At 46.3% G+C, this 24,755-nt stretch carries 18 protein-coding genes and 1 pseudogene; 9 read left to right on the forward strand and 10 right to left on the reverse strand.

Annotation, left to right across the window (positions count from 1 at the left end; all coding sequences use genetic code 11):
• Positions 1–67 precede the first annotated feature (67 nt).
• The 4 genes from VV089_RS12660 to VV089_RS12675 are packed head-to-tail and all read left to right on the forward strand — an operon-like array spanning position 68 to position 3,076.
• Positions 68–217 (forward strand): hypothetical protein, encoded by a 150-nt coding sequence (locus VV089_RS12660; protein ID WP_172542188.1) that lies wholly within the window; start codon positions 68–70, stop codon positions 215–217.
• Complete coding sequence (locus tag VV089_RS12665) at positions 214–1,062, forward strand: ABC transporter ATP-binding protein (RefSeq protein WP_334336092.1); 849 nt, start codon at positions 214–216, stop codon at positions 1,060–1,062. Before VV089_RS12660 ends, VV089_RS12665 begins: the two co-directional genes overlap by 4 nt.
• Entirely contained in the window at positions 1,059–2,060 is a 1,002-nt protein-coding gene (locus VV089_RS12670) for an ABC transporter permease (protein ID WP_334336093.1), read from the forward strand. Before VV089_RS12665 ends, VV089_RS12670 begins: the two co-directional genes overlap by 4 nt.
• Positions 2,061–2,062: 2 nt before the next feature.
• Positions 2,063–3,076 carry an ABC transporter permease gene (locus tag VV089_RS12675; protein ID WP_334336094.1) on the forward strand — a complete coding sequence of 338 codons (1,014 nt, stop codon included), beginning with the start codon at positions 2,063–2,065 and terminating at the stop codon, positions 3,074–3,076.
• Between the two features lie 19 nt (positions 3,077–3,095).
• Here VV089_RS12675 and VV089_RS12680 read toward each other — a convergent pair whose 3' ends face one another.
• Both VV089_RS12680 and VV089_RS12685 read right to left on the reverse strand, forming a co-directional pair.
• Positions 3,096–4,778 carry an AAA family ATPase gene (locus VV089_RS12680; RefSeq protein ID WP_334336095.1) on the reverse strand — a complete coding sequence of 561 codons (1,683 nt, stop codon included), beginning with the start codon at positions 4,776–4,778 and terminating at the stop codon, positions 3,096–3,098.
• A 13-nt stretch (positions 4,779–4,791) separates the two neighbouring features.
• Positions 4,792–6,489, reverse strand: coding sequence for an AAA family ATPase (locus VV089_RS12685; RefSeq protein ID WP_334336096.1), 1,698 nt, complete (start codon positions 6,487–6,489; stop codon positions 4,792–4,794).
• A 201-nt stretch (positions 6,490–6,690) separates the two neighbouring features.
• Here VV089_RS12685 and VV089_RS12690 point away from each other — a divergent pair, with 201 nt between their 5' ends.
• Positions 6,691–8,412: an O-antigen ligase family protein gene (locus tag VV089_RS12690; protein WP_334336097.1), complete on the forward strand. Its 1,722-nt coding sequence runs from the start codon at positions 6,691–6,693 to the stop codon at positions 8,410–8,412.
• Here VV089_RS12690 and VV089_RS12695 read toward each other — a convergent pair.
• From VV089_RS12695 to VV089_RS12720, 6 genes are all read right to left on the reverse strand, one after another.
• Positions 8,312–9,613, reverse strand: coding sequence for a CDP-glycerol glycerophosphotransferase family protein (locus tag VV089_RS12695; protein WP_334336098.1), 1,302 nt, complete (start codon positions 9,611–9,613; stop codon positions 8,312–8,314). The two genes, VV089_RS12690 and VV089_RS12695, sit on opposite strands and share 101 nt — an antisense overlap.
• Before the next feature lie 13 nt (positions 9,614–9,626).
• A complete protein-coding gene (locus tag VV089_RS12700) occupies positions 9,627–10,337 on the reverse strand; it encodes an IspD/TarI family cytidylyltransferase (RefSeq protein ID WP_334336099.1) in 711 nt (236 codons plus the stop codon).
• 14 nt (positions 10,338–10,351) lie between these two features.
• Positions 10,352–11,062, reverse strand: a complete 711-nt coding sequence (locus VV089_RS12705; protein WP_334336100.1) for an IspD/TarI family cytidylyltransferase — start codon at positions 11,060–11,062, stop codon at positions 10,352–10,354.
• A gap of 15 nt (positions 11,063–11,077) precedes the next feature.
• A complete protein-coding gene (locus VV089_RS12710; protein ID WP_334336101.1) occupies positions 11,078–12,157 on the reverse strand; it encodes a tetratricopeptide repeat-containing glycosyltransferase family 2 protein in 1,080 nt (359 codons plus the stop codon).
• Positions 12,158–12,235: 78 nt separating this feature from the next.
• Positions 12,236–14,254, reverse strand: coding sequence for a tetratricopeptide repeat-containing glycosyltransferase (locus VV089_RS12715; RefSeq protein ID WP_334336102.1), 2,019 nt, complete (start codon positions 14,252–14,254; stop codon positions 12,236–12,238).
• Between the two features lie 104 nt (positions 14,255–14,358).
• Positions 14,359–15,234 (reverse strand): flagellin N-terminal helical domain-containing protein, encoded by an 876-nt coding sequence (locus tag VV089_RS12720; RefSeq protein ID WP_334336103.1) that lies wholly within the window; start codon positions 15,232–15,234, stop codon positions 14,359–14,361.
• Positions 15,235–15,506: 272 nt separating this feature from the next.
• Between VV089_RS12720 and VV089_RS12725 the strand changes: the two genes are divergently transcribed.
• From VV089_RS12725 to VV089_RS12740, 4 genes are all read left to right on the forward strand, one after another.
• Positions 15,507–17,195 (forward strand): AAA family ATPase, encoded by a 1,689-nt coding sequence (locus VV089_RS12725; RefSeq protein WP_334336104.1) that lies wholly within the window; start codon positions 15,507–15,509, stop codon positions 17,193–17,195.
• 145 nt (positions 17,196–17,340) lie between these two features.
• The gene (locus VV089_RS12730) at positions 17,341–17,976 is read left to right on the forward strand and encodes a recombinase family protein (protein ID WP_172541099.1); all 636 of its coding nucleotides are present in this window, start codon (positions 17,341–17,343) and stop codon (positions 17,974–17,976) included.
• Positions 17,977–18,179: 203 nt separating this feature from the next.
• Positions 18,180–19,049, forward strand: coding sequence for a flagellin N-terminal helical domain-containing protein (locus VV089_RS12735; RefSeq protein WP_334336105.1), 870 nt, complete (start codon positions 18,180–18,182; stop codon positions 19,047–19,049).
• A 103-nt stretch (positions 19,050–19,152) separates the two neighbouring features.
• Positions 19,153–21,162: a tetratricopeptide repeat-containing glycosyltransferase gene (locus VV089_RS12740; protein WP_334336106.1), complete on the forward strand. Its 2,010-nt coding sequence runs from the start codon at positions 19,153–19,155 to the stop codon at positions 21,160–21,162.
• 164 nt (positions 21,163–21,326) lie between these two features.
• Here VV089_RS12740 and VV089_RS12745 read toward each other — a convergent pair.
• Together VV089_RS12745 and VV089_RS12750 are read right to left on the reverse strand one after the other, a co-directional pair.
• A pseudogene (locus VV089_RS12745) lies at positions 21,327–23,013 on the reverse strand (AAA family ATPase).
• Positions 23,014–23,037: 24 nt separating this feature from the next.
• Complete coding sequence (locus VV089_RS12750) at positions 23,038–24,738, reverse strand: AAA family ATPase (protein ID WP_334336108.1); 1,701 nt, start codon at positions 24,736–24,738, stop codon at positions 23,038–23,040.
• Positions 24,739–24,755: the final 17 nt, after the last annotated feature.

The raw sequence follows: 24,755 nt of genomic DNA on the forward strand, positions 1-24,755 counted from the left end.
AACGCACTTTTTTATTCTTACCCCATCAAGAGGAAAGAAACGTCCTCAAAATAAGGAGGCAGGGATTATGTTCTTAGGTTTGGAATGGTACTGGTGGCTTGTGACTGCGGCGCTTATCCTCTCTATCCCTTTCAAGGTAAAGTTTATAAAATGGTGGAGCACTCGGGAACAGGGCAGGAAAAAGGAGCGATATGGAAAATGGGGGGATGATGAATGATTGAAGTAAAGGATCTGACATTTTCCTATGGAAAAGACAAACAGGCATTGCACGGCCTGAACTTCTCTGTGGGGGATGGGGAAATCTTTGGATTCCTGGGGCCGAACGGCTCCGGGAAGTCTACCACCCAAAAGATACTGACCGGCATTCTGAAGGAACACGGCGGCATGGTGTCCCTCTTCGGGAAAGAGTTAAGGGAAGTGCCTGACCAGGAATTCTTCCAGAAAATCGGCGTCCTGTTTGAGTTTCCCTATCTGTACGCCAATCTAAGCGCCCTTGACAACCTGCGCTATTTTTCCTCTTTCTATCCCAAAGAACAGCTGCGCAATGCCCTGGAGGTGCTTGATGAACTGGAATTTAAGAAGGATTTCTTAAGGAAACCGGTGTCCTCCTACTCCAAGGGGATGCGCCAGCGTGTCAGTATGGCGAGGGCCTTGATCAGCAGCCCGAAACTCCTGTTTTTAGACGAGCCGACCAGCGGCCTTGATCCAGCCGGGGCTGTCCTCTTCCGCAGGATTATAGAGAAGGAACGCCAAAAGGGGACAACGGTATTTGTAACAACCCATAATATGCTGGATGCCGATCTGCTCTGTGACAGAGTGGCTTTTATCTCTGATGGAAACATTGTTGCGCTTGATACGCCGGAAAATCTAAAAGAACAGAACAGCAGCCGCAGCATTGCTGTTCATTATCTGTATCAGGGCAGGAGGGAAGAACAGACGCTGGATGCACAGTCGCTGAAGTCAGGTTTTCCTTTTCCATTTGATGAACTGATCAGTATTCACTCCCAGGAGCCGACGCTGGAGGACATTTTTATCCAGTATGCAGGAAGGAGGCTGTCTTGAAGTACCTTTTTTCTTTATTCAAAAAGGACTGCCGCATGATGGCGTCAGGAAAATTTTTCCTGATAGCACTTGGATCCCTTTTGCTCTATACAGGGTTCATTCACTTTGGCTATCTGAATCTTATGGGAGATCATGCCAATATCTACAACGTCTATCTCTATGATCCAGAAAGGACTTATACACAGGCATCGCCCCTTATCCACCTAGTAACTTCTGAGGAAGAGCTGGATGAGGCGCTTGCCAGAGATACAAGCGGCGGTGTCGGAATCCGCATAAAGGATGGCAGGCCCCATATTGTACTTTATGCGGGAACCCCAAAAGCCGACCGGCATAGAGCAGACTATGCCCTCTCGCTTCTGCATTCCGGCAGCGGATACAAGCCGGAAACCGTGGGGGAGCATACTCCGGAAATGAAACAGCGCAGGGAGATCACCTGTGAGCTGCTGTTTATTGAGATTGTTGCCGTCGGCTTTTTGGGGATTGCGTCTGTGCTGTTTAAAGAAAAACAGATGGGAGTGATACGCATTCATGCTATTATGCCTCTGAAAAAGAGCCTGTTTATATGTTCCAAGGTCTTCCTTTTTCTGCTTACGGATTTCGTTTTTGCAGCTTTGATGACTCTGTTCAATGTCGGGCCAAAAGAAGCAGGCAGTATGCTGCCTGCTGTCCTTGTACAGACAGGAATCTTATCTCTGATTATGTCTCTCACTGGCTTCAGCTGTGCAATGCTGTTAAAAGATTTTAAACAATTTTCACTGGCTTATCTGGTGATTGCGCTTTTTATTGCAACACCGGTTTTCCTGTCGGCCAACACTGCAATTAAAATGGACTGGATCTGCCGGCATCCCTTTTATCATCTGTATATGGGGCTGAAACATGCTTTTTTTGGCACGCCTGTTACAAACCCGGTTTATTATATCTGTGCAGTGTGTGTTATTCTTTTACTCTTTGGCATTGCCGCTGCGGCGTTTCGCAAAGAGATGGGGGAGGAGGGTTAATTATGAAAGGATTGATCTATCAGCTGAAGAGCGTTAGGAAAGATAAATTTTGCATCATGTCGTTTTTCCTGCCTGTTATGGCCGCTATGGCACTGAATATGGCCGGTTCCATTGACCTGTCCTCTTTAGGCGAATACTACTTTTGTGTGGTTGACGGCGGAGTCACTGATGAAGCAAGGGAATGGCTTATGGGGTACGGCGATGTTACCGTCTGTCAGACAAGGGAGGAATGGCTTTCGGCGATCCGGGAGCCGTCTACCAATCTGATTGGCGTCGAAATGGACGGAAACAGCATCAAGACAGCTTTATCTGGTGATGAATTACCTTTGTGGCAGCAGACGGCAGCCACACTTCCGGCTCTCTATGAACAGAGGGAACTGTCGGCCGGAGTCCGTATACAGACCTTGGAACAGCCTGACGTACTGACCGGATTTCAATATATTTTTATGGCAATGACGCTGATTACTGCCATGTTCATGGGCTGTACTTTTAATGCAATGAACATTATTTCCGAAAAAGAAGATGGGATTGCACTGATCAATGAAATACTGCCTATGACCTCCAGGCAATATATAATTCAGAAAATTTTTATCGGTTTTGTGTTTGGCTGTCTGTCCGCAATGGTTACGGCGGCAGTCTGTTTCCGGCTTTCTCCCGGCCGGATGGCGGTAATGCTGGCATTAACTGTATTGTCAGCCTTTGCGTCGTCTTTGGCCGGCCTCTTTATCGGCCGTGTTTCGGACGGGATGATGGCAGGCGTGGTTTATATCAAAATTCTTATGATTGTATTTATGGCGGTTCCCCTTCTTAAATATCTGGCGCTGGCAGAAAATAAGATCCTCTCCGGTATCTGCTATCTCATCCCATCCTGCGCAGCTTTTGAGGGAATTATGGAGCTGGCCAACGGCAGCATGACAGCCGCCGGTAAAGATCTGGTGATTCTTGCGATTCATTGTATTGGTTGGATTTTGCTCTATCCAGCTGCCCTCCGTCAGTTTGGGGCTGCCGCAAAATAAGGCGGCAGCCCCAGCACCGTCAGCCAATCAAAACTCTTTTCCCACAAAAGGCGAACCCATATTTTCTTATCTTTTCTTTGGGAACTCCCTTTGCTATAAGCGCAGCTTCGTACTTTCGTTCCTCGATCTGCTGCAGGGCCGCCTTCACCGTATCCGCAAGCTCCTTTTCATCCTCCATATCCTGTACCTTGAATTCCAGTATAATCCCGTCATCGTCCTTTTTGGGCTCCAGCATCACATCATACCGCCCAAAGCCGCTCTCACGGTTGGAGACTACCGCATAGCGGTCAGACAAGTCTACTAACAGCCCCAGCACAAAGCCGTGGTAGAAGCGCTCCGGCTCCGCAGCCTCTGAAGGCTTGTTTCCTGTATCAAAAGCACTGAACGTAGCAAGGGCCACTTTATTCATATAATAATTCATAGCCTTCAAGTCATTTAACAGCAGCGCCTTGATAAAATCATTATAATTCTCATCCTGCTCAGAAAACCATCCCCGAATCATGTTCTCAAACATCATCCGCACTTCCCGGTTTGTCAGGGTCAGGGTGTAGTACCAGCGGCCTTCCGTTTCTATATATTCTACCTGCAGAGCTTTCAGATAACCGCTGGCAAGGAGGAGACTCCAGACGGAGTTTCTTTTTACAGCCAATTCCCCATACACAATCTGCTCATCCATCTCCACCCGGAAAGCCTCGCCGTGCATCAGCCCCTCAAGCCTTTGCTTAACCTCCTTGTTTCCCTCCCGAATCAGTTTTCCTACCAGGCTGTTGGAGCTGGAATTGGCCCAATACGTTCCCGCCTTTCTTTTATCCAAATAGTTTAAAACAGACCAGGGATTATAGATATCCGTATGATCCCCAAAGGTAAATCCATCATACCAGCTTTTAACCTCTTGCTTTCTGTCCGGCATTCCGCACTCATCCAGTGCAGCGAATACTTCTTCTTCCGTAAACCCAAAGCAATCCGCATACTTTTCCGAAGTAGTTGTCACCACCTCGAGATTATTTAAATCAGAAAAAATAGATTCCCTGCTCACTCTTGTAATCCCTGTCATAATAGCCCTGTTCAGATAGGGATTCGTTTTAAAGGTTGAATTGAACATACTTCTGGTAAAGGAAACCAGCTCCTCCCAATATCCATTCACATAGGCTTCCTGCATAGGAGTATCATACTCGTCCAAGAGAATAATCACCTTTTTATGATAATATTTATACAAAAACCTTGATAATTGGTGAAGAGCCATCGTAGCCGTAACCTCCGGCATACTTTTGGAAACACTGCGGAAATCTTCTTTTTCCTCGGATAACAAAGCATCTCCCTCCAGCACAAAGCTATACTCATAATACAGATTCGTAAGAATCTGATTGATTCTCTGCACGGTTGACTCATAGCTGCTTTCCTTTACATTGGCGAATGAAAGGCTAATCACCGGATAGGTTCCCTGCAGTTCTCTGTACTTTTCATCCTCCCAGATGGAAAGTCCTTCAAACAGCTCTCCCCTGCCCTCATAATTTACGGAAAAGAACTGCTCCGTCATACTCATAGTCAGTGTCTTTCCAAAGCGCCTGGGACGGGTAATCAAGGTGACATCATCCAGATTTTCCCACCACTCTTTTATAAATTTTGTTTTATCTACATAAAAGCATTGTCTCTCTCGTACGTTCTCAAAGCTTTGCAGACCAATACCCACCGTTCTCGCCATGCTTCGCACCTCCTTACCTTTGGTCTGATCCAATCAAGACATTTTTCCCACAAAAGGCAAAGCCATACTTGCGCACTTTTTCTCTTGGAACTCCCTTTTCCATCAAAATGGTTTCATATTTCTTCTTTTCTATCTGTTCCAAAGCCGCCTTTACCGTATCGGATAGCTCTTTCTCATCCTCTGGATCCTGCACTTTGAATTCTAAAATAATTCCATCATCTTCATGTTTTGGTTCCAACATCACATCATATCGTCCAAAGCCGCTCTCACGATTCGAGGTCACTGTATAACGGTCAGCCAATTCCACCAGAAGCCCCAAAACAAACCCATGATAAAAACGCTCCGGCTCTGCTGCTTCCGAGGGTTTATTCCCAACATCAAAGCTGCTAAAAGTAGCGAGAGCCACCTTATTCATATAATAATTCATGGTTTTCAAATCATCTGCCAGCATAGCTTTAATAAACTCGTTATATTCCCTTCTGCTCCTGCCAAACCAGTCCCGTACCATGACGCAGAACATCCGCCTTACTTCACGATTGGTAAGCGCCAGCTCGTAGTCCGGCGCATCCACTGATTCCCAATCTTCTTCATAATCGAGTACTTTCAGATAACCGCTGGCCAGCAAGAGACTCCAGATCCCTTCTTCATTTCCTTCCAGCTCTCCATACACAATCTGCTCATCTATTGGTTTTATAATCGGCTTACCCGAAATCAAATCCTCAAATTCCTGCTTAATATCTGCACTTCCCTCACGAATCAGTTTTCCTACCAGGCTGTTGGAGCTGGAATTGGCCCAATACGTTCCCGCCTTTCTTTTATCCAAATAGTTTAAAACAGACCAGGGATTATAGATATCCGTATGATCCCCAAAGGTAAATCCATCATACCAGCTTTTAACCTCTTGCTTTCTGTCCGGCATTCCGCACTCATCCAGTGCAGCGAATACTTCTTCTTCCGTAAACCCAAAGCAATCCGCATACTTTTCCGAAGTAGTTGTCACCACCTCGAGATTATTTAAATCAGAAAAGATAGATTCCCTGCTCACTCTTGTAATCCCTGTCATAATAGCCCTGTTCAGATAGGGATTCGTTTTAAAGGTCGAATTGAACATACTTCTGGTAAAGGAAACCAGCTCCTCCCAATATCCATTCACATAGGCTTCCTGCATGGGAGTATCATACTCGTCCAAGAGAATAATCACCTTTTTATGATAATATTTATACAAAAACCTTGATAATTGGTGAAGAGCCATCGTAGCCGTAACCTCCGGCATACTTTTGGAAACACTTCGGAAATCTTCTTTTTCCTCGGATAACAGAGAATCTCCCTCCAGCACAAAGCTATACTCATAATACAGATTCGTAAGAATCTGATTGATTCTCTGCACGGTTGACTCATAGCTGCTTTCCTTTACATTGGCGAATGAAAGGCTAATCACCGGACAGGTTCCCTGCAGTTCTCTGTACTTTTCATCCTCCCAGATGGAAAGTCCTTCAAACAGCTCTCCCCGGCCCTCATAGTTTATGGAAAAGAACTGCTCCGTCATACTCATAGTCAGCGTCTTTCCAAAGCGCCTGGGGCGGGTAATCAGGGTGACATCATCCAGATTTTCCCACCACTCTTTTATAAATTTTGTTTTATCTACATAAAAGCATTGTCTCTCTCGTATCTTCTCAAAGTTTTGCAGCCCTATTCCTACAGTTCTCGTCATATGGCACACCTCCTCGCCTTCCATGTTTTTATCTTACCATAGTTTTAGTACACTATCCAGCATCTTTTCGCAGCTGCACTGCCTCTTCCGGCTGCTTGCATCCTCCTTCTGCCAATGCTATACTGATTTTGTTATTGTATCATACCCTCAGCAAAAATAATGATTGCTTAACTTATTACAGAACAGAAAGGCTCCTTGATTATGAAAATCACCGCCTCCCATACAAATCCGGACAACAGCCGAAACGCAGACGCAATTATCTTTCAATATCGCTCTGCGGCAAACAAAATGATAGAAACTGTCATTTTCCTTCTGGTTACGGTATTTCCATTGATCCTTCACGATTCCTACTACGATATTCTGGAAACAAAATATTGCTTCTACACACTGTGTATTCTGATCTTAAGCGGCGCCATGCTCCTTCTGGCCTTTTATATGGCAGGTATTCATCGGAAAAGCTTACCGGGCGTACCTGCCAAAGCTTTGCTGTCCCGGCTGCACCCAGGCAGCTGGAAAAAAAATTTTTGCGCGGCAGATGCTATGGTTCTGGGCTTCTGGCTGACAGCAGTTATTTCCACATTACAGTCACGCTTCCCTTATGAAGCCTTCTGGGGCAATGAAGGCCGTTACAGCGGCCTGTTCCTGCTGACTCTGTATGTTGTTTCCTATTTTTTAATCAGCCGTTTCTGGTTCTTAAACGGACGGCTTTTTGATGTGTTTCTGGCCAGTGGGATGATCCTGTGCCTATTTGGTATCACAGATTATTTTCAGATGGACATTCTCCATTTCCGCAAAGATTCCCCGGCTTCCATGGCAAGCTTTACTTCCACATTAGGCAATATCAATACCTATACGGCTTATGTGGGGATGCTTCTCGGCTTGTCTGCCGCTCTGTTCGCATTGGAAAAAAACCTAAAAAAATCTATCTGGTATTACGCCTGTTTTATTGTTTCTCTGACAGCCATTATCCTTGGGCGCAGTGACAATGCCTATCTAAGTCTTGCCGCAGTCTTTATCTTTCTTCCTTTTGTATTATTTTCTGACAAAAAAGGCAGATGGAAATATCTGTTTCTGGTGACAACCTTTTTTACGGCTCTTAAGATGATCCGTATTGCCGACGTCCGATTTGCCGACCGGACCTTTGGACTTTTTGGACTATTCCAAGTCATTTCCAATCTGAAGGTCCTTTCTGTTCTGGCGCCCGTCTTATGGGTACTCACTGTAACGCTGGGGTTTTATTGCTGGAAACATCCGAAAAAAGAAACTCTAAAGAAACATAGAACGATAACTTATACATATATATGGGCTGCGCTGATACTGACGGCATTTTTGCTTATCTGCCTGCTTCTCTTTGACGCCAACAAAAGCGGACAGGAAGAAAAGTATGCCGCTCTTGGTTCTTACCTTATCTTCAATGACAGATGGGGAAGCGGCAGGGGCTATATATGGAAAAAATCTTTATGGCTCTACAGCCATCTGACGCCCATGGGCAAGCTGTTCGGCTGCGGTCCGGATACCTTTGGATGTCTGGTCAGTCAGACCATCCTGCTGCAGATGCAGAACGACACAGGAATGTTCTTTGACAATGCCCACAACTCCTTCCTGCAATATCTGGTAACCATCGGATTACTGGGGCTGGCCTTCTATCTGCTCTTTTTAGGCGCATCCTTTGTCCGGCTTTTCCGGAACCGGACAAGAAGTCCCTATATAGCCGGCGCATTGCTGGCTGTAATCTGCTATGTATCGCAGTCCCTGGTAAATCTGGATCTGCCTATTGTGACGCCTGTTATGTGGCTGCTTATCAGTATGGGGATGGCCGGCTCTACTCCGACCGGACATCCACATCCTGTATCATCACCGGTTTGCCCGTCTCCCGGTAAAGCCATACCAGAGAGCTCCAATCGCCATAATAAGCGTCGCTGATTCCGATAGCCGGATACATATCCGCTGTATCGTCATAAATCCCGATCTTGTCCTTCTGGAACCAATTCTTCAGTTCCATATACTGTGCATACAGTACAGGCCGCATGGAAAGAAGCGTACTCTCCATCAGCGGATGAGGCCTCCAGAGAAGCACCGCATCCTCCCTGTTCTGAAAAAGGGCAAACACATCCTTCATTTTCTCCAAATATTCATCACCGGCTTTTAAAAGCCCGTTCAGGCTGGTGTTATAGAGAATCACCTTTTTACCCTCGATCCGCTCCAGCCATTCTTCTGGAACCTTGACATTTTCCCGGTTCACCGAGCGCGCTTTATCAATCTTCGGAGAGCCGAGGGCCAGAACCTTTTCCTTAAAGTTCACGCCCGGATACCGTTTACTGCAATGGCGGATATAATCCTCCCGTTCCTTTTCCGTCTGAGCAATGATATAATCTGCATACAAAACGGCTGAAGGGGTTGCGTAATCTTCGTCAATTCCCTCCCCATTCTGTATAAAATAAGGCACATAGACCAGCTTTTCCGTAAAATTTTTCAGATTCTTGGAATAAAAATAAGGATGTACGGAGGTTACAAAATTCCCGTCATCGTAAGGATTGTGGATAAATATGACATCCGGCATCCGAAGTCCGAAATCATATTCGTCATAATAGGTAACTGTCACATCTTCCGGAAACAGCTCTCCCTCGTAATGCTCCTCCCGGAAGCTTCCGTCCGGATTTCTGTCATAATAGGGAATGGGAATCACATAGGCATCACACTCCTCATCGGCATCGGCCGCTTTCCAGATACTTTCCAGGGAATCCCACATAGATGCCTTATAAGGCAGAAACACAGCTTCCAGGCGATCCGGCACTTCTTCTGCAACCAGCCGCCGGATCCGAAGCAGCTGTCTTGTAAGATCTTTTAGAAGCTCCTTCGTCTGCACCGGATTGTCCAGCACCAAGGTCATCTGATACAGATTCTCGCAGTAAGCCTCCAGCTCCGCCACCGTCTTCGTCCCCTCGCCGTACAGCTTCTCCACATTTTCCCCGATGGAAATAGCGCTGTCCTGGCAGTCTGACAAAAGCTGGATAATTCCTTCCTTCTTTTTCTGCGCCTTGGGCAGATTGATTTTCAATGCTTTGTTTGCGCGAATCAATGTATCTGTCATTGACAGAAGTTGTTTGTGTACGGTATGGCTCATCCCATTCTCTCCCTTACTTTATCCAGTCTTCCTGCTCCGCACTGTAGAGCGCTTTAAATATCTCAATATCCTCCAATGTAGTAAGCTTCAGATTTTTTGCCGATCCTGTGGAAAAGTATACCCGCTCTCCCAGCTCCAGCATCAGCGTATTGGTATAAACTGCGTTGGTAATACCTCGCTTCAAAGCTTCCTTATGCCCCCACAATACCCTCCCGAAACGATACGCCTGAGGCGTCATAACACGCATGATGGTATTTCTGTGAATGCTCACGTCTCCGCTGATTCCATCCTCAGTTCCCACTACCGTCTCTTGACAGCGGATAGCCGACAGGGCGTTTCCATAGCGCCTGCAGGTAACAATACAATCGGAAATAACATCTCCACCCAGCATAGGACGGACTCCGTCATGGATTAAAACAATATCATCCTCTGTACAAACCTTTTCCAACTCATACAAAGCAATCCTTGCTGAGGCCTGCCCGTTCTCTCCTCCGGTCACCACCCATTTCAGCTTGGTGATTCCGTATTCCCTTGCATAGGCCCGCAGAATCTCCTCCCAGCCCTCCAGACAGGAGACAATGATCCCGTCAATATCCGGATGCTTTTGAAAGGCCTCCAGCGTATAAATAATAATAGGCTTATCAAAAACATTAATAAACTGCTTGGGTACATCCTGCTCCGTACGCTTGCCGCTGCCCCCCGCCAGTATCAACGCAACATTCATAGCTACTCCTCTTCCTACTGATGATCATCCTGCTTTTTCATATGATACAGAGCCTTGAACATCTCCACATCCTCCACAGAATTCAATTTGATATTAAAATCAGACCCTTTGGAAAACTGGATGGTCTCTCCCAGACGCGCCAGCATACTGTTGTTATCCACGCAGCAGCAGACTCCTTTCTCTGCCGCCTCCCGATGTACCTGTTCCAGATAATCCAGGCGATAAGCCTGAGGCGTCTGAATCCTTCGGATATGATACCGGGAGATACTCTCCCTCCCGCTCTGTCCGTCCACCGTCAGCATCACCGTATCCATGGAGCGGACTGCCGCCACGCCCATTCCCTTTTCCTGACAGGTATGAATGCTGTCGGAAATCAGATCCTCTGTCACCAGAGGCCGGATAGCATCGTGGATCACCACCACATCGTCGGGCCTGCAATTGTCGTTAAGCCACATTACTCCTCTTCGAATGGATTCCTGTCCGTCCGGGCCGCCCTCTACGATCTTTTCAAGCTTATCGATATTAAACTGCTTTCCGTATGCCTTAACCATCTCCTGCCATCCGGACAGGCAGGACACCAGGATCCTATCAATCTCCGGATGATTCTGAAAGACCTGCAGCGTATATACAATCACCGGCCGATTTTCCACAATCACAAACTGCTTTGGTACGTCCATGCGGAAATTGGGATCTACGCCCCCTGCCAAAATCAATGCTATATTCATATATTTATCCTTTCCTTATAATAAGCCAAGCCGCTCCACAGCCGGCTGATACTGCTCCTTAGCCGCTTTTTGATAGTATGCTTTAGCCTTCTTTGTATCGCCGGCCGCCTCATACCAGGTTCCCAGGTTGTAGGCTGCCCGGAAGGAACCAGTGCCTCCCACCCCCTGGTTAGCGGGGACCTCCCCAATCTCCAGACATTTTAAATAAGATGCCTCTATCCGCGGCAGATAGGAAATATATTTTGCAGTATCCGCCAGAATCGCCTGCATAAAAAGAATTCCGCAGACAAAATGAAAGTCCGCATAGCTGCCCAGACGCCCCTCCTCTTCTGCCGCTACCTCCAGGGCCCGATCCCAGGCTTTGGCTCCAATCAGCGCATAGAGATAATTGATCACTCCGTTTGCACGATATCCGGCGCCGTTCCCAGGTACATACTCATAGAAGCTTCCATAATACTTGCAGGCCTCCTCATAACGCTTCAGGCCCCGGAGAGTCTCCGCAGTCTGAAAGAGAACATAAGAATCCTTCGGAGAAGCCTTCACTTCCTCCAAAAGAATCGCAAGATTCCTCTCTGCCTTTCCCGGCCGCAGATATCCGTCATGTTCAAACAGCAGAGGAACCGGATAAACAGGCAGCCCCGAATCCACCTGCTCATGAATCCGCCCCGTGTAACCCACACCTCGCGGAAGAAGCCGGGAAGTGTAGGAATATGCGTAAGCCATCTCCTGTCTGCCCCCGGGAAGCTCCTCCATATAGTAGTCCTTCCGCTCTATGGCTCCCACCCGATCCGGATGCTTTAAAAATTCTTCCAGCTCTCTCCGGCTTCCCTTTGCCAGATATTCATCTGCGTCCAACATCAGATTCCAATCGCAGGCGGACTGAGACAAGGCAAAATTACGGGCTGCCGCAAAATCCTGATTCCAAACGTATTCCGTCACCGCTGCCCCATAAGCAGCGGCAATTTCTTTGGTTCGATCTGTGGAGCCCGTATCTGTGATATATAGTTTATCGGCCAGACCTGCCGCCTGCTTAAGGCAGCGGGAAAGGCTTTTCTCTTCATTTTTTACAATCATAACAATGGCCAGAGTACTCATGTGCCAATCCTCCAGTTCTGCTTCATGGTCTGCTCTCTCTATTTTAGAGCAAGCCGGAGGGAATTGCAATGGTTGTTTTTAGTCTGCCAGCCGCGCCAGCAGGATCTGCTGCATTTTTAAAAGCTCCCTGTCCTTTGGAAGCAACGGAAGAAGCTGCAAAAGTACAGACATGGCCTCTTTATCATTCCTGCCCTCTATCATACCTCTCAGAGCCTCTTTCATCTGCTTGGCCAGCTGTTCAAACTCCGGCCCGGCATCCGGCACAGGCCAGGCTATTTCGTTGTTCAGCAGGCGAATCACCTCCCGAACCACTCCCGTCATACGGGGTTCTATCAGAATAGCTTCTCGCAAAAACCGTATGGTCTCGGCAAGCTTTCCCTGTTCCCAGCAGCTTAAGGCTTCCTGGAGTCCATAGGCCAGACGGCATTCTGCCGGCAGAAGGCAGCGCTTGTCTGATTGAAATATGGAAGGCTGATACAGCGCTTCATAATAAGAAGTAATGGTAAAAGCGTATCTTTCCAGCGCTTCCAGCAGATCCTTTTTCATCAGAAAACCGTGAGAAAGCTTTTTTTCCAACAGAAGCTTCTCAAGCCAAAGGCCCTGCAGCGGATGCTCGTTAAAAAGAACCTCCCTGGCCTCCCACAGATATTGGTTTTCTTCATAGGCCGCCGCATTTACAATTTGGGAAATATGATTTCTCCAGGTATCCAGATCTATTCGATTCAGCAATACCGAGAAATCCTTCTTTTCCATCAACACCTTTTCGATCAGCTGTCTTTGAAGGTACGGCTGATCGATTTCCTTCAGACAGCGGTGAAGCAGGAACAGATCTGCCTCCTCCTTACCCTGCTTTTTTTGTTCCTCATAAAGGAGTTTCTGATATAAGAGGTAAGCCGAATCCCGGGGCAGCTTTGCCAGAAGCTCCTGTAAATGGGGCGCATAGTGCTCCTTCCACCGATCCAGAAGAGGATAGTAGGTCTGAATCCTGCATTCCTCCTCCCAGGGCAGAAGCTCCAGAAAATATTCGGTTTCCTTATAGTTCTGAACCTCCAGGGAAGCCCGGATGCAGTTCAGACGCGCCGGATACAGCCAGTCCGGATTCAACACCTTGTCTTTGTTTATGGTTCCCATCTGCTGTTTGAGCCAAAGCTCCGGGTGGCGATCCATGTAAGCCAGGAGCTCCTCAAATTTAACACCCCACTGGAGCTGTTTTTCAAAGTCCTTTCGCTGCTCGTTGATTCCGATCAGCAGCTGAAAGAGCAGCAGGCGCGTCAGCTCGTTCGGCTTTCCTTCCAGTATTCCAAAGGCCTCCCTCTCTGCTTCCTCAAACTGCTTCTTTTGGTACAGGATCTCAATTAGATTGACCTGGAGCCAGCCACGGAGGGCCGCTTCCTTCTTTTTACAGATTTCAATGCCCTTCCGGCAGATCTCCTCTGCCTCGTCCCATCTTTCCTCGATGCAGTATTCCTGGGTCAGCTGGAGGTAATTCTTGGTATAGTCCGGCCGCTCCTGGACATCTTTCTGCAAAAGCGGAATATTCCGGGAAGTCTTGCCTGTGCTGTTCCTTGCGATGCTGCCGATATAACCGTAGTGGTGCACATAGGTGCTAAAAATCTTACAGGGAGAATAACAGGGCTGCAGTTCTTCATGGATGGGATTCTCAAAGCGCTGCTGGGGTGTTCTTTTGACCATCCGGTAGACAAAGCCATCCGAATGCCTGGAGCCCTCCCAGTCCAGATAATTGCGCTGGATGTAGGCGGCGGAATTGTACTGCCGGCATTCGCCGCTTTGGAAAAAATCGCAGATTTCCGTCACATCATCGAACCATTCGTCATCATCCAGGTAAAGGAACCACTCTCCCTTTGCATGCTTCAGGCCGGCATTCCGGGCTGCGGAAAAGTCGTTGCACCAGGTAAAGGGGATGATTTGATCCGTATAACGCTCTGCGACCTGCCGGACTCGCTCATCTGTTCCGGTAAATACGACAATGAGTTCTGCCGGAACCTGCCTTAGAAGAGGTGTCAGGGAATCCAGGCAGCGCTCCAGAGTGGCAATTCGGTTGGAGGCCAGAAGGGATATGGTAAGGGGCAGCTTCATAGATGTTTACTCCTTTTTCTGAATTTTTATACGTGAAGTCCAAATGCCGTAAAACAAAAAAGCGCTGGTCCAAAGGACCGGCGCTTTTTTGTTGTTTATTCAGCTTACTGCAGTAACTGCAGAACTCCCTGCGGAACCTGATTAGCCTGAGCAAGCATAGCCTGAGAAGCCTGAACCAGAATGTTATTCTTGGTATAAGCCATCATCTCTTTTGCCATGTCTACGTCACGGATACGGCTCTCAGCAGAGGTGATGTTCTCGGTCTGAACACCCAGGTTGTTGATGGTGTGCTCCAGACGGTTCTGAAGAGCACCGAAGGTGGAACGCATGGAAGAAATCTGGTCGATAGCGTTGTTTACGATATCGATAGCATCCTTTGCCTTAGCGGCTGTTGTGATACTGATCTTTCCAACAGATTCTGCTGCAGATGTCTTGCCTATAGACATAGGTGTCTTTCCACCAATCGTTGAAGTATCCATTAAAGTCAAAGAAATTGTCAACTGGTTATGTGCCTTAGAAGTCTCACCTACATGAAGTGTGATTCCCTTTCCGCCAGTAGCCAAGGTGCCGCTGAACAGAGTCATACCGTTGAAGTTTGCACTCTTGCTGATTCTGTCGATCTCTTCGTTCAGCTGAGCAATCTCCTTCTGCATCTCCTTACGGTTGGTGCTGGAGTAAGTTCCGTTTGCGGACTGTGTAGCCAGAGCAACCATACGATTAAGCATGGAGTGAACTTCAGTTAAAGCACCCTCAGCAGTCTGTACCAGAGCAACGCCGTCCTCTGCGTTCTTGGTAGCGGTCTCAAGACCGGTAATCTGAGCTCTCATCTTCTCGGAAATAGCCAGGCCTGCAGCGTCGTCGCCAGCGCGGTTAATCTTGTAACCAGAAGATAATTTCTCCAGGTTCTTTCCTACGAAAGAGTTGTTGTTGCTTAAGTTTCTGTGTGCATTTAATGCAGTAATATTGTGCTGAATTCTCATAGTTTTTCCTCCTTGATCATTGCAGGGAACATCCTTTTCCCCTTAAAAGTTATGGTAGTTATAGTTAGGATGCCTCATAAGTGCCTCTGCGGACTGCCGGCTGTTGTCCGGTAAAGTACACTTAAGTGGACAGGGATAAATTTAATTCTAAGGTCGAATAATCATTGAATCAGCTGTCTTAAGTTGTTATACTGAAAGTAATCAAGCACTTTTAAATTATTTTTGTCAAATGCCGGTATACAGTAAAAAGCACAGGAAAGGATGGTGCAAAGATGGCAAGAACCGTAGGAATCGGATATCAAAATTTTGAACAATTGATTACAAATGATAATTTTTATATTGATAAAACCAAGTTTATCAAGGAGTGGTGGGAAAATCAGGATATGGTGACGCTGATTACCCGTCCCAGACGTTTCGGCAAGACACTCAACATGAGTATGACAGAGCAGTTTTTTTCCATAAAGTATGCCGGAAAAGGTGAACTGTTTGAAGGGTTGTCTATCTGGGAAAGCGAGAAGTACAGAAAGCTGCAGGGAACCTATCCGGTAATTGCGCTGAGTTTTGCGGATATAAAAGAAACAAATTTTACAGATACAAAAGAAAAAATCTACCAGATTTTACAGAACCTTTATATTCAGCATGACTTTTTGCTGACAGAAGGCTTTTTAAAAGAAGGGGAAGAGATTTTTTTTCGGAAAGTAACTTCCGATATTTCAGAGGTGACAGCCTCTCTCGCTTTAAAATCTTTATCTTCTTATTTGGAACGCTATTATGGAAAAAAAGTGATTATTCTTCTGGATGAGTATGATACCCCTATGCAGGAAGCCTATGTAAACGGATACTGGGAGGAGCTGGTTTCCTTTACCAGAAGCATGTTTAATTCAACTTTTAAGACAAATCCCCATCTGGATCGGGCCATTATGACAGGCATTACAAGGGTGAGCAGGGAATCTATCTTTTCAGATTTAAATAATCTGAAGGTAGTTACAACAACCTCCGCTGAGTATGCGGATTGCTTCGGATTTACGGAAGAAGAGGTTTTTGCAGCCTTGGATGAATTTGGAATGTCTGATAAAATGCAGGAAGTAAAAAGCTGGTATGACGGATTTATCTTTGGAACCCATACAGATATCTATAATCCTTGGTCGATTCTGAATTATCTGGATACCGGAAAGCTGGATACCTACTGGGCCAATTCCAGCTCCAACAGCCTGGTAGGAAAGCTGCTCAGGGAAAGCGGCACGGATATCAAGCAGGATTTTGAAGCCCTTATTTCCGGCCAGTCAATCATAGCCCAGATAGACGAACAGATTGTGTACGGGGAGCTGGACGGAAGCGCAGAAGGAATCTTCAGCCTTCTGCTGGCCAGCGGTTATCTAAAGGTACTGCGATACGGCGAGTACAACAATGAAGATGTGGACGAATTGGACTATGAACTGTGTCTGACAAACCGGGAAGTAAGAAAGATGTTCCGCGTCATGGTAAAAAGCTGGTTCCGCAAAAGCCGGAAGGAGTATAACGGATTTATCCAGGCATTACTGGAGGATGACGTGAAGGGGATGAACTTCTACATTAATAAGGTAGCTCTAGCAACCTTCAGTATTTTCGACGCCGGAAACAAGCCTTCAGAAGCCGCGGAGCCGGAACGCTTTTACCACGGCTTTGTGCTGGGGCTGCTGGTGGAACTGTCCGACCGCTATACCGTAAGCTCTAACCGTGAAAGCGGCTTTGGCCGGTATGATGTGATGATGGAGCCAAAGGGAGACGACGACGCAGTCATTCTGGAGTTCAAAGTACAGGATCCGGAGGATGAGAAGGACTTGTCCGATACAGTAAGAGCTGCACTGGAGCAGATCGAGAAAAAGAACTATGAGGCAACCCTTGTGGAAAAAGGAATTCCCAGGGAAAAGATACGCAAGTACGGGTTTGCTTTTTGCGGAAAAAGGGTTTTGATAGGTTGAATATAAGAATGCCAGGCAGGCATAACAAGTAAGAAGAATCCCTTTAGTTGAAATATATTTCGTGTCACAATAAAGTTTCTTCTTTGGTAATATATTTCTCAGCAGCGAAAGAGAAATACGGAAGATAAAGAAGGAGAGCTTTGTGATGAAAAATGTATACGGTTATGTACGTGTATCTACCCGAGAACAGAATGTAGAACGTCAGTTAATTTCGTTGGAAAAAGCAGGAATCCCTCCGGCCAATATATTCATCGACCGGCAGAGTGGAAAAGATTTTCACAGACCAGCGTACCAAAGAATGATAAAAAAGCTGACGGCCGGCGATGTGGTAGTGACAAAAAGTATTGATCGGCTGGGACGTAATTATGAAGAAATCAAAGAACAGTGGCGGATGCTTACCAAAGAGCTGGGAGCGGATATCATTATTCAAGACATGCCTCTTTTGGATACGACAAAAAGCAGAGATCTATTAGGAAATTTTATCAGCGATATCGTTCTGCAGCTTCTGTCCTTTGTGGCCGAGAATGAGCGGAACAATATCCGCACCCGGCAGGCGGAAGGAATTGAGGCAGCAAGGAAACGAGGCGTAAAGTTTGGAAAACCGGCTATTCCCGTACCCGAAAATTTTTCAGATCTCTATCGAAGCTGGGAACAGGGATCCATTACCATAAATGAGTTTGCCCGCTTATGCAATATGGGCAGAAGCACCATGTACAAGTGTATTGGAGAGTATAAAAGAGCGGCAGACATAATGGCTAAAAGGGGAATAAGAAAAAAATAAAAAAAATTTTGAAAAACCCTTAAGTTATTTTATTATTGCTCGATAATGTATATGAAAAGTAGTTTTAAGGGTGTCCACTTAAGTGTACTTCAAAGGACAACAGCCGGCAGTCTGCGGAGGCACTTATAAGGCATCCTAACTATAACTACCATAACTTTTAAGGGGAAAAGGATGTTCCCTGCAATGATCAAGGAGGAAAAACTATGAGAATTCAGCACAATATTACTGCATTAAATGCACACAGAAACTTAAGCAACAACAACTCTTTCGTAGGAAAGAACCTGGAGAAATTATCCTCTGGTTACAAGATTAACCGCGCTGGCGACGACGCTGCAGGCCTGGCTATTTCTGAGAAGATGAGAGCTCAGATTACCGGTCTTGAGACTGCTACCAAGAACGCAGAGGACGGCGTTGCTCTGGTACAGACTGCTGAGGGTGCTTTAACTGAGGTTCACTCCATGCTGAACCGTATGGTTGCTCTGGCTACACAGTCTGCAAACGGAACTTACTCTACTACCAACCGTAAGGAGATGCAGAAAGAGATCGAGCAGCTGAACAAAGAGATTGACCGAATCAGTCAGAGTGCAAACTTCAATGGCATGACACTGTTCAGCGGCGGGCTTGTTAGCAAGGGAATTACCCTTCATGTAGGTGAAACCTCTAAAGATTACAACCAATTGAAGGTTTCTTTAACTTTAATGAATACCACAACACTTGGCGGATTGAAACCTATGTCAATAGGCAAGACATCTGCAGCAGAGTCCGTTGGAAAGATCAGTATCACAACAGCCGCTAATGCAAAGAAGGCTATTGATATCGTAAACAACGCTATCGACCAGATTTCTTCCATGCGTTCCACCTTCGGTGCTCTTCAGAACCGTCTGGAGCACACCATCAACAACCTGGGTGTTCAGACCGAGAACATCACCTCTGCTGAGAGCCGTATCCGTGACGTAGACATGGCAAAAGAGATGATGGCTTACACCAAGAATAACATTCTGGTTCAGGCTTCTCAGGCTATGCTTGCTCAGGCTAATCAGGTTCCGCAGGGAGTTCTGCAGTTACTGCAGTAAGCTGAATAAACAACAAAAAGCGCCGGTCCTTTGGATCAGCGCTTTTTTGTTTTACGGCATTTGGACTTCACGTATAAAAATTCAGAAAAAGGAGTAAACACCTATGAAGCTGCCCCTTACCATATCCCTTCTGGCCTCCAACCGAATTGCCACTCTGGAGCGCTGCCTGGATTCCCTGACACCTCTTCTAAGGCAGGTTCCGGCAGAGCTTATTGTCGTATTCACCGGAACAGATGAGCGAGTCCGGCAGGTCGCAGAGCGTTATACGGATCAAATCATCCCCTTTACCTGGTGCAACGACTTTTCCGCAGCCCGGAATGCAGGCCTGAAGCATGCAAAGGGAGAGTGGTTCCTTTACCTGGATGATGACGAATGGTTTGATGATGTGACGGAAATCTGCGATTTTTTCCAAAGCGGCGAATGCCGGCAGTACAATTCCGCCGCCTACATCCAGCGCAATTATCTGGACTGGGAGGGCTCCAGGCATTCGGATGGCTTTGTCTACCGAATGGTCAAAAGGACACCTCAGCAGCGTTTTGAGAATCCCATCCATGAAGAACTGCAGCCTTGCTATTCCCCCTGTAAGATTTTCAACGCTTATGTGCACCACTACGGTTATATCGGCAGTACTATAAGGGACTGCGCAGACAAGACTTCCCGGAATATTCCGCTTTTGCAGAAGGATATCCAGGAGCGGCCGGACTATACCAAGAATTACCTCCAGCTGACCCAGGAATACTGTATCGAGGAAAGATGGGACGAGGCAGAGGAGATCTGCCGGAAGGGCATTGAAATCTGCAAAAAGAAGGAAGCCGCCCTCAGAAGCTGGCTCCAAGTCAATCTGATTGAGATCCTCTACCAAAAGAAGCAGTTTGAGGAAGCAGAGAGGGAGGCCTTTGGAATACTGGAAGGAAAGCCGAACGAGCTGACGCGCCTGCTGCTCTTTCAGCTGCTGATCGGAATCAACGAGCAGCGAAAGGACTTTGAAAAACAGCTCCAGTGGGGTGTTAAATTTGAGGAGCTCCTGGCTTACATGGATCGCCACCCGGAGCTTTGGCTCAAACAGCAGATGGGAACCATGAACAAGGACAAGGTGTTGAATCCAGACTGGCTGTATCCGGCGCGTCTGAACTGCATCCGGGCTTCCCTGGAGGTTCAGAACTATAAGGAAACCGAATATTTTCTGGAGCTTCTGCCCTGGGAGGAGGAATGCAGGATTCAGACCTATTATCCCCTTCTGGATCGTTGGAAGGAGCACTATGCGCCCCACTTACAGGAGCTTCTGGCAAAGCTTCCCCAAGATTCGGCCTACCTTTTGTATCAAAAACTTCTATATGAAGAGAAGAACAAAAAGGGCGAGACAGATTTATTCCTGTTTCACCGCTGTTTAAGGGAGATTACACAGCCTTATCTCCAAAAACAATTGATAAAAAAAGCTCTGTGGGAAAAAAGAAGCTTATCAGAATTATTGAAAAAGATGGATCTGGAATCCTGGCAGAAATGTATTGCAAGCATTGTAAACGAAACCGCCTACGAAGAAGACTCTCATCTGTGGGAGGCCAGAGAACTCCTCTCCAAAGAACATCCACTGCAGGGACTATGGCTTAAAAAGCTTCTTTTAGAACGAAGACTTGCCAAAGGCTTCCCTATGAAGAAGGCGTTTCTGGAAAATCTGGAAAAATATGCTTTATGTATCCATTCCTTTTATAAAAGCCAATACCAGAGCTCCATGTTTGAGGAAAGCTTTTGTCACCTTCTCCCGGCAGACTGCCGTATGTCCCTTGCTGTTCTGGAAGCCCTTGACAGCTGGAAGCAGGGAAATCCGTCCGAGACCGTCCGCCTGTTCCGGCAGATTCTTAGCTTCTGCCCTCAGATGGCAGGCGTCATCCGCGAGGCCTTACGTCTTCTGAAAAACGAGCTGGACCATCCAGCCCCGGCAGCCGGACCGGAATTCGAGCAGTTAGCCTTTCAGATGAAGGCTGCACTGAAAACCATGATCCAAAACGGCCAGTACCAAGAAGCCATGTCTGTGCTCTCACAGCTTCTTCCCTTGCTGCCGGATGACATGGAACTATTAAAGCTGCAGCAGCAGTTATTAGCTGACATCTATTAAATGCCACATAGAATTCAATCACCAAGGGCTGTCACAAGCCAAAGAACAGTCCTTGAAAAGCTCTCTAAAAGCCTACCCTGAGGTTATCCATAAATACCTATCCCGAAAAGATATACATTCCAGTTCCGGCAGCCGGAACTGGAATTCTTTCTATATTTAAAATATTAACCTATCAAAACCTTTTTCCCCTCAAAAGCAAACCCATACTTTCGGATACGCTCCGGCGAGATTCCCTTTGTCTCCAGGACAGCTGTATATTTCTTCTCGTCTATCTGGGCATGGGCGGCTTTCAGTGCTTCCTCCAGGCTCTTTTCCTTTGCAGGGCGGAATACCTTGAATTCGATGATGATGGCATCGTCTGTGTCATGCAGGGGCTCAAGCATCACATCGTAGCGGCCAAAACCGCTTTCACGGTTGGAGGTTAAGATATAGCGGCCCCTGAGCTCCGCCAGGAGTCCCAGCACAAAGCCATGATAGAAACGCTCAGGCTCCGGGGCTTTGGATGGCTTTTTTCCGGTGTCAAAGAAGCTGAAGGTCTCCTCTGTCACACAATTCATATATTCATTCATTTCCTCCAAGTCACCACGGAGCAGCGACTCCACAAATTCATTATAAGAAGCCGAACTACCCGCAAACCAGTCGCGGAACATTCCCTCGAACATGGTGCGGACTTCTTTGTTTGTCAGTACCAGATCGTACTCTTCACGGCCCCATTCCTCATCAAACGAAAACCTTTCCACCCGGAGATAACCACCTGCAAGCAGAAGGCTCCAGATTGCGCTTTCCTTCTGATCCAGCTGATTAAAGATAATCTGCTCGTCTATCTCTGTGTGAAGAGCCTTTCCCTCCAGCAGATCCTCCATAATCGTCTTTGTTTTTCTGCTTCCTTCACGGATTAGTTTTCCTACAAGGCTGTTGCTGCTGGTGTTCGCCCAGTAAGGAGAAAATTTTTTCTTATCCAAATAATTCAAGATCGACCAAGGATTATAGATATCCGTTCTGGTTCCAAAGGTAAAGCCGTCATACCAGCTCTTTACACCTTCTTTTTTCTCAGACAGACCATATTCCTCCAGAGCATCCCAGACTTCTTCCTGGGTAAATCCAAAGGAGGTCTCATATTTTTCGGAAGTAGTAGTAACTACCTCCAGATTATTCAGATCCGAAAAAATGGATTCCTTGCTTATTCTCGTAATCCCCGTCATAATCGCCCTTTCAAGAGAAGGATTCGTCTTAAAAGTGGAATTAAACAGGCTTCTGGTAAATACGGTAAGTTCTTTCCAATAACCGTTTACATAGGCTTCCTGCAAAGGCGTGTCATATTCATCCAGCAGAATAATCACCTTTTTTCCATAATAGCGATATAAATACTCTGACAGATTTTTCAGCGAATCGCAGGCCAGATACTCCTCCATCTCTGGAGAAACCGCCCTGTATGCCTCTTTTTCAGCAGCGTTCAGGCAGTTTCCTTCCAAAAGAAAATCATTCTGGTTATAAAGCCTTTTGATATTCTGGCAAATCATCTTTTTAACGGTTGAAAATGAACTTCCTTTTACACTTGCAAAAGAAAGAAAAATTACCGGGTGTGTGCCCTGAAGCCTGCGGTATGCTTCTTCCTTCCAGATTGCCAGACCCTCAAAGATGCCTTTTTTGTCCTTACAATTTATGGAAAAGAACTGCTCAACCATATTCATTGTAAGCGTCTTTCCAAAACGCCGGGGACGGGTAATCAGTGTAACATCATCCCCATTTTCCCACCATTCTTTTATAAACGTTGTCTTGTCTGTATAAAAATAATTATTTTTTATTATTTTTTTCAAAGCTTTGAAGCCCAATCCCTACCGTTCTTGCCATACTTCTCAACCCTCCCTGGCTTCTTCAAATCTTGGCTCCAATCAGAACCCTCTTCCCACAAAAAGCAAACCCATACTTGCGTATCTTTTCCCTGGGAATTCCTTTTTCCACAAGGGTTGCCTCATAGTTCTTTTTCTCGATCTGCTCCAGTGCAGCTCTTACCGTATCGGACAAGTCCTTCTCATCCTCCGGATCCTGTACTTTGAACTCCAGAATGACTGCGTCGTCGTCTCCCTTTGGCTCCATCATCACATCATACCGGCCAAAGCCGCTTTCACGGTTAGAGCTTACGGTATAGCGGTCAGACAGCTCTACCAGCAGCCCCAGCACAAAGCCATGGTAAAAGCGTTCCGGCTCTGCGGATTCTGAAGGCTTGTTTCCGGCGTCGAAGATACTGAAGGTTGCTAGAGCTACCTTATTAATGTAGAAGTTCATCCCCTTCACGTCGTCCTCCAGTAATGCCTGGATAAATCCGTTATACTCCTTCCGGCTTTTGCGGAACCAGCTTTTTACCATGACGCGGAACATCTTTCTTACTTCCCGGTTTGTCAGACACAGTTCATAGTCCAATTCGTCCACATCTTCATTGTCGCCGTATTCACTGTACTGCAGTACCTTTAGATAGCCGCTGGCCAGCAGAAGGCTGAAGATTCCTTCTGCGCTTCCGTCCAGCTCCCCATACACAATCTGTTCGTCTATCTGGGCTATGATTGACTGGCCGGAAATAAGGGCTTCAAAGTCCTGCTTGATATCCGTGCCGCTTTCCCTAAGCAGCTTTCCTACCAGGCTGTTGGAGCTGGAATTGGCCCAATAAGTATCTAATTTTCCTTTGTCCAGATAATTTAAAATAGACCAGGGATTGTAGATATCTGTGCAATTTCCAAAGGTAAACCCGTCATACCAGCTTTTTACTTCCAGCTTTTTATCAGACATTCCGAATTCATCTAACGCTGCAAAAACCTCTTTCTCTGTAAAACCAAAGCTGTCTGCGTATTTTTCAGAAGTAGCCGTCACGACCTCCAGGTTATTCAAATCTGAAAAGACAGACTCTCTGCTGACCCTTGTAATGCCTGTCATAATAGCCCTATCCAGATGGGGATTTGTCTTAAAGGTGGAATTAAACATACTTCTGGTAAAGGAAACCAGCTCCTCCCAGTATCCGTTTACATAGGCTTCCTGCATAGGGGTATCATACTCATCCAGAAGAATAATCACTTTTTTTCCATAATAGCGTTCCAAATAAGAAGATAAAGATTTTAAAGCGAGAGAGGCTGTCACCTCTGATATATCGGAAGTTACTTTCCGAAAAAAAATCTCTTCCCCTTCTTTTAAAAAGCCTTCTGTCAGCAAAAAGTCATGCTGAATATAAAGGTTCTGTAAAATCTGGTAGATTTTTTCTTTTGTATCTGTAAAATTTGTTTCTTTTATATCCGCAAAACTCAGCGCAATTACCGGATAGGTTCCCTGCAGCTTTCTGTATTTCTCGCTTTCCCAGATAGACAGCCCTTCAAACAGTTCACCCCTTCCGGCATACTTTATGGAAAAAAACTGCTCCGTCATACTCATGTTGAGTGTCTTGCCGAAACGTCTGGGACGGGTAATCAGCGTGACGTCATCCCCGCTTTCCCACCATTCTTTTATAAACTTTGTCTTGTCCATATAAAAATAATTATTTTCTATTATTTTTTCAAAGCTTTGAATCCCAATTCCTATTGTTCTTGCCATATCGCTCAATCCTTCCT

Origin of the sequence: Candidatus Merdisoma sp. JLR.KK011, assembly GCF_036941125.1 — a bacterium.
Taxonomy (GTDB): domain Bacteria; phylum Bacillota; class Clostridia; order Lachnospirales; family Lachnospiraceae; genus Laedolimicola.

Excerpts from the sequence above, each read along its gene's own strand:
- VV089_RS12660 (WP_172542188.1), top strand. The coding sequence starts at position 68 with ATGTTCTTAGGTTTGGAATGGTACTGGTGGCTTGTGACTGCGGCGCTT.
- VV089_RS12665 (WP_334336092.1), top strand. The coding sequence starts at position 214 with ATGATTGAAGTAAAGGATCTGACATTTTCCTATGGAAAAGACAAACAG.
- VV089_RS12675 (WP_334336094.1), top strand. The coding sequence starts at position 2,063 with ATGAAAGGATTGATCTATCAGCTGAAGAGCGTTAGGAAAGATAAATTT.
- VV089_RS12680 (WP_334336095.1), bottom strand. The coding sequence starts at position 4,778 with ATGGCGAGAACGGTGGGTATTGGTCTGCAAAGCTTTGAGAACGTACGA.
- VV089_RS12685 (WP_334336096.1), bottom strand. The coding sequence starts at position 6,489 with ATGACGAGAACTGTAGGAATAGGGCTGCAAAACTTTGAGAAGATACGA.
- VV089_RS12690 (WP_334336097.1), top strand. The coding sequence starts at position 6,691 with ATGAAAATCACCGCCTCCCATACAAATCCGGACAACAGCCGAAACGCA.
- VV089_RS12695 (WP_334336098.1), bottom strand. The coding sequence starts at position 9,613 with ATGAGCCATACCGTACACAAACAACTTCTGTCAATGACAGATACATTG.
- VV089_RS12700 (WP_334336099.1), bottom strand. The coding sequence starts at position 10,337 with ATGAATGTTGCGTTGATACTGGCGGGGGGCAGCGGCAAGCGTACGGAG.
- VV089_RS12705 (WP_334336100.1), bottom strand. The coding sequence starts at position 11,062 with ATGAATATAGCATTGATTTTGGCAGGGGGCGTAGATCCCAATTTCCGC.
- VV089_RS12710 (WP_334336101.1), bottom strand. The coding sequence starts at position 12,157 with ATGAGTACTCTGGCCATTGTTATGATTGTAAAAAATGAAGAGAAAAGC.
- VV089_RS12715 (WP_334336102.1), bottom strand. The coding sequence starts at position 14,254 with ATGAAGCTGCCCCTTACCATATCCCTTCTGGCCTCCAACCGAATTGCC.
- VV089_RS12720 (WP_334336103.1), bottom strand. The coding sequence starts at position 15,234 with ATGAGAATTCAGCACAATATTACTGCATTAAATGCACACAGAAACTTA.
- VV089_RS12725 (WP_334336104.1), top strand. The coding sequence starts at position 15,507 with ATGGCAAGAACCGTAGGAATCGGATATCAAAATTTTGAACAATTGATT.
- VV089_RS12730 (WP_172541099.1), top strand. The coding sequence starts at position 17,341 with ATGAAAAATGTATACGGTTATGTACGTGTATCTACCCGAGAACAGAAT.
- VV089_RS12735 (WP_334336105.1), top strand. The coding sequence starts at position 18,180 with ATGAGAATTCAGCACAATATTACTGCATTAAATGCACACAGAAACTTA.
- VV089_RS12740 (WP_334336106.1), top strand. The coding sequence starts at position 19,153 with ATGAAGCTGCCCCTTACCATATCCCTTCTGGCCTCCAACCGAATTGCC.
- VV089_RS12750 (WP_334336108.1), bottom strand. The coding sequence starts at position 24,738 with ATGGCAAGAACAATAGGAATTGGGATTCAAAGCTTTGAAAAAATAATA.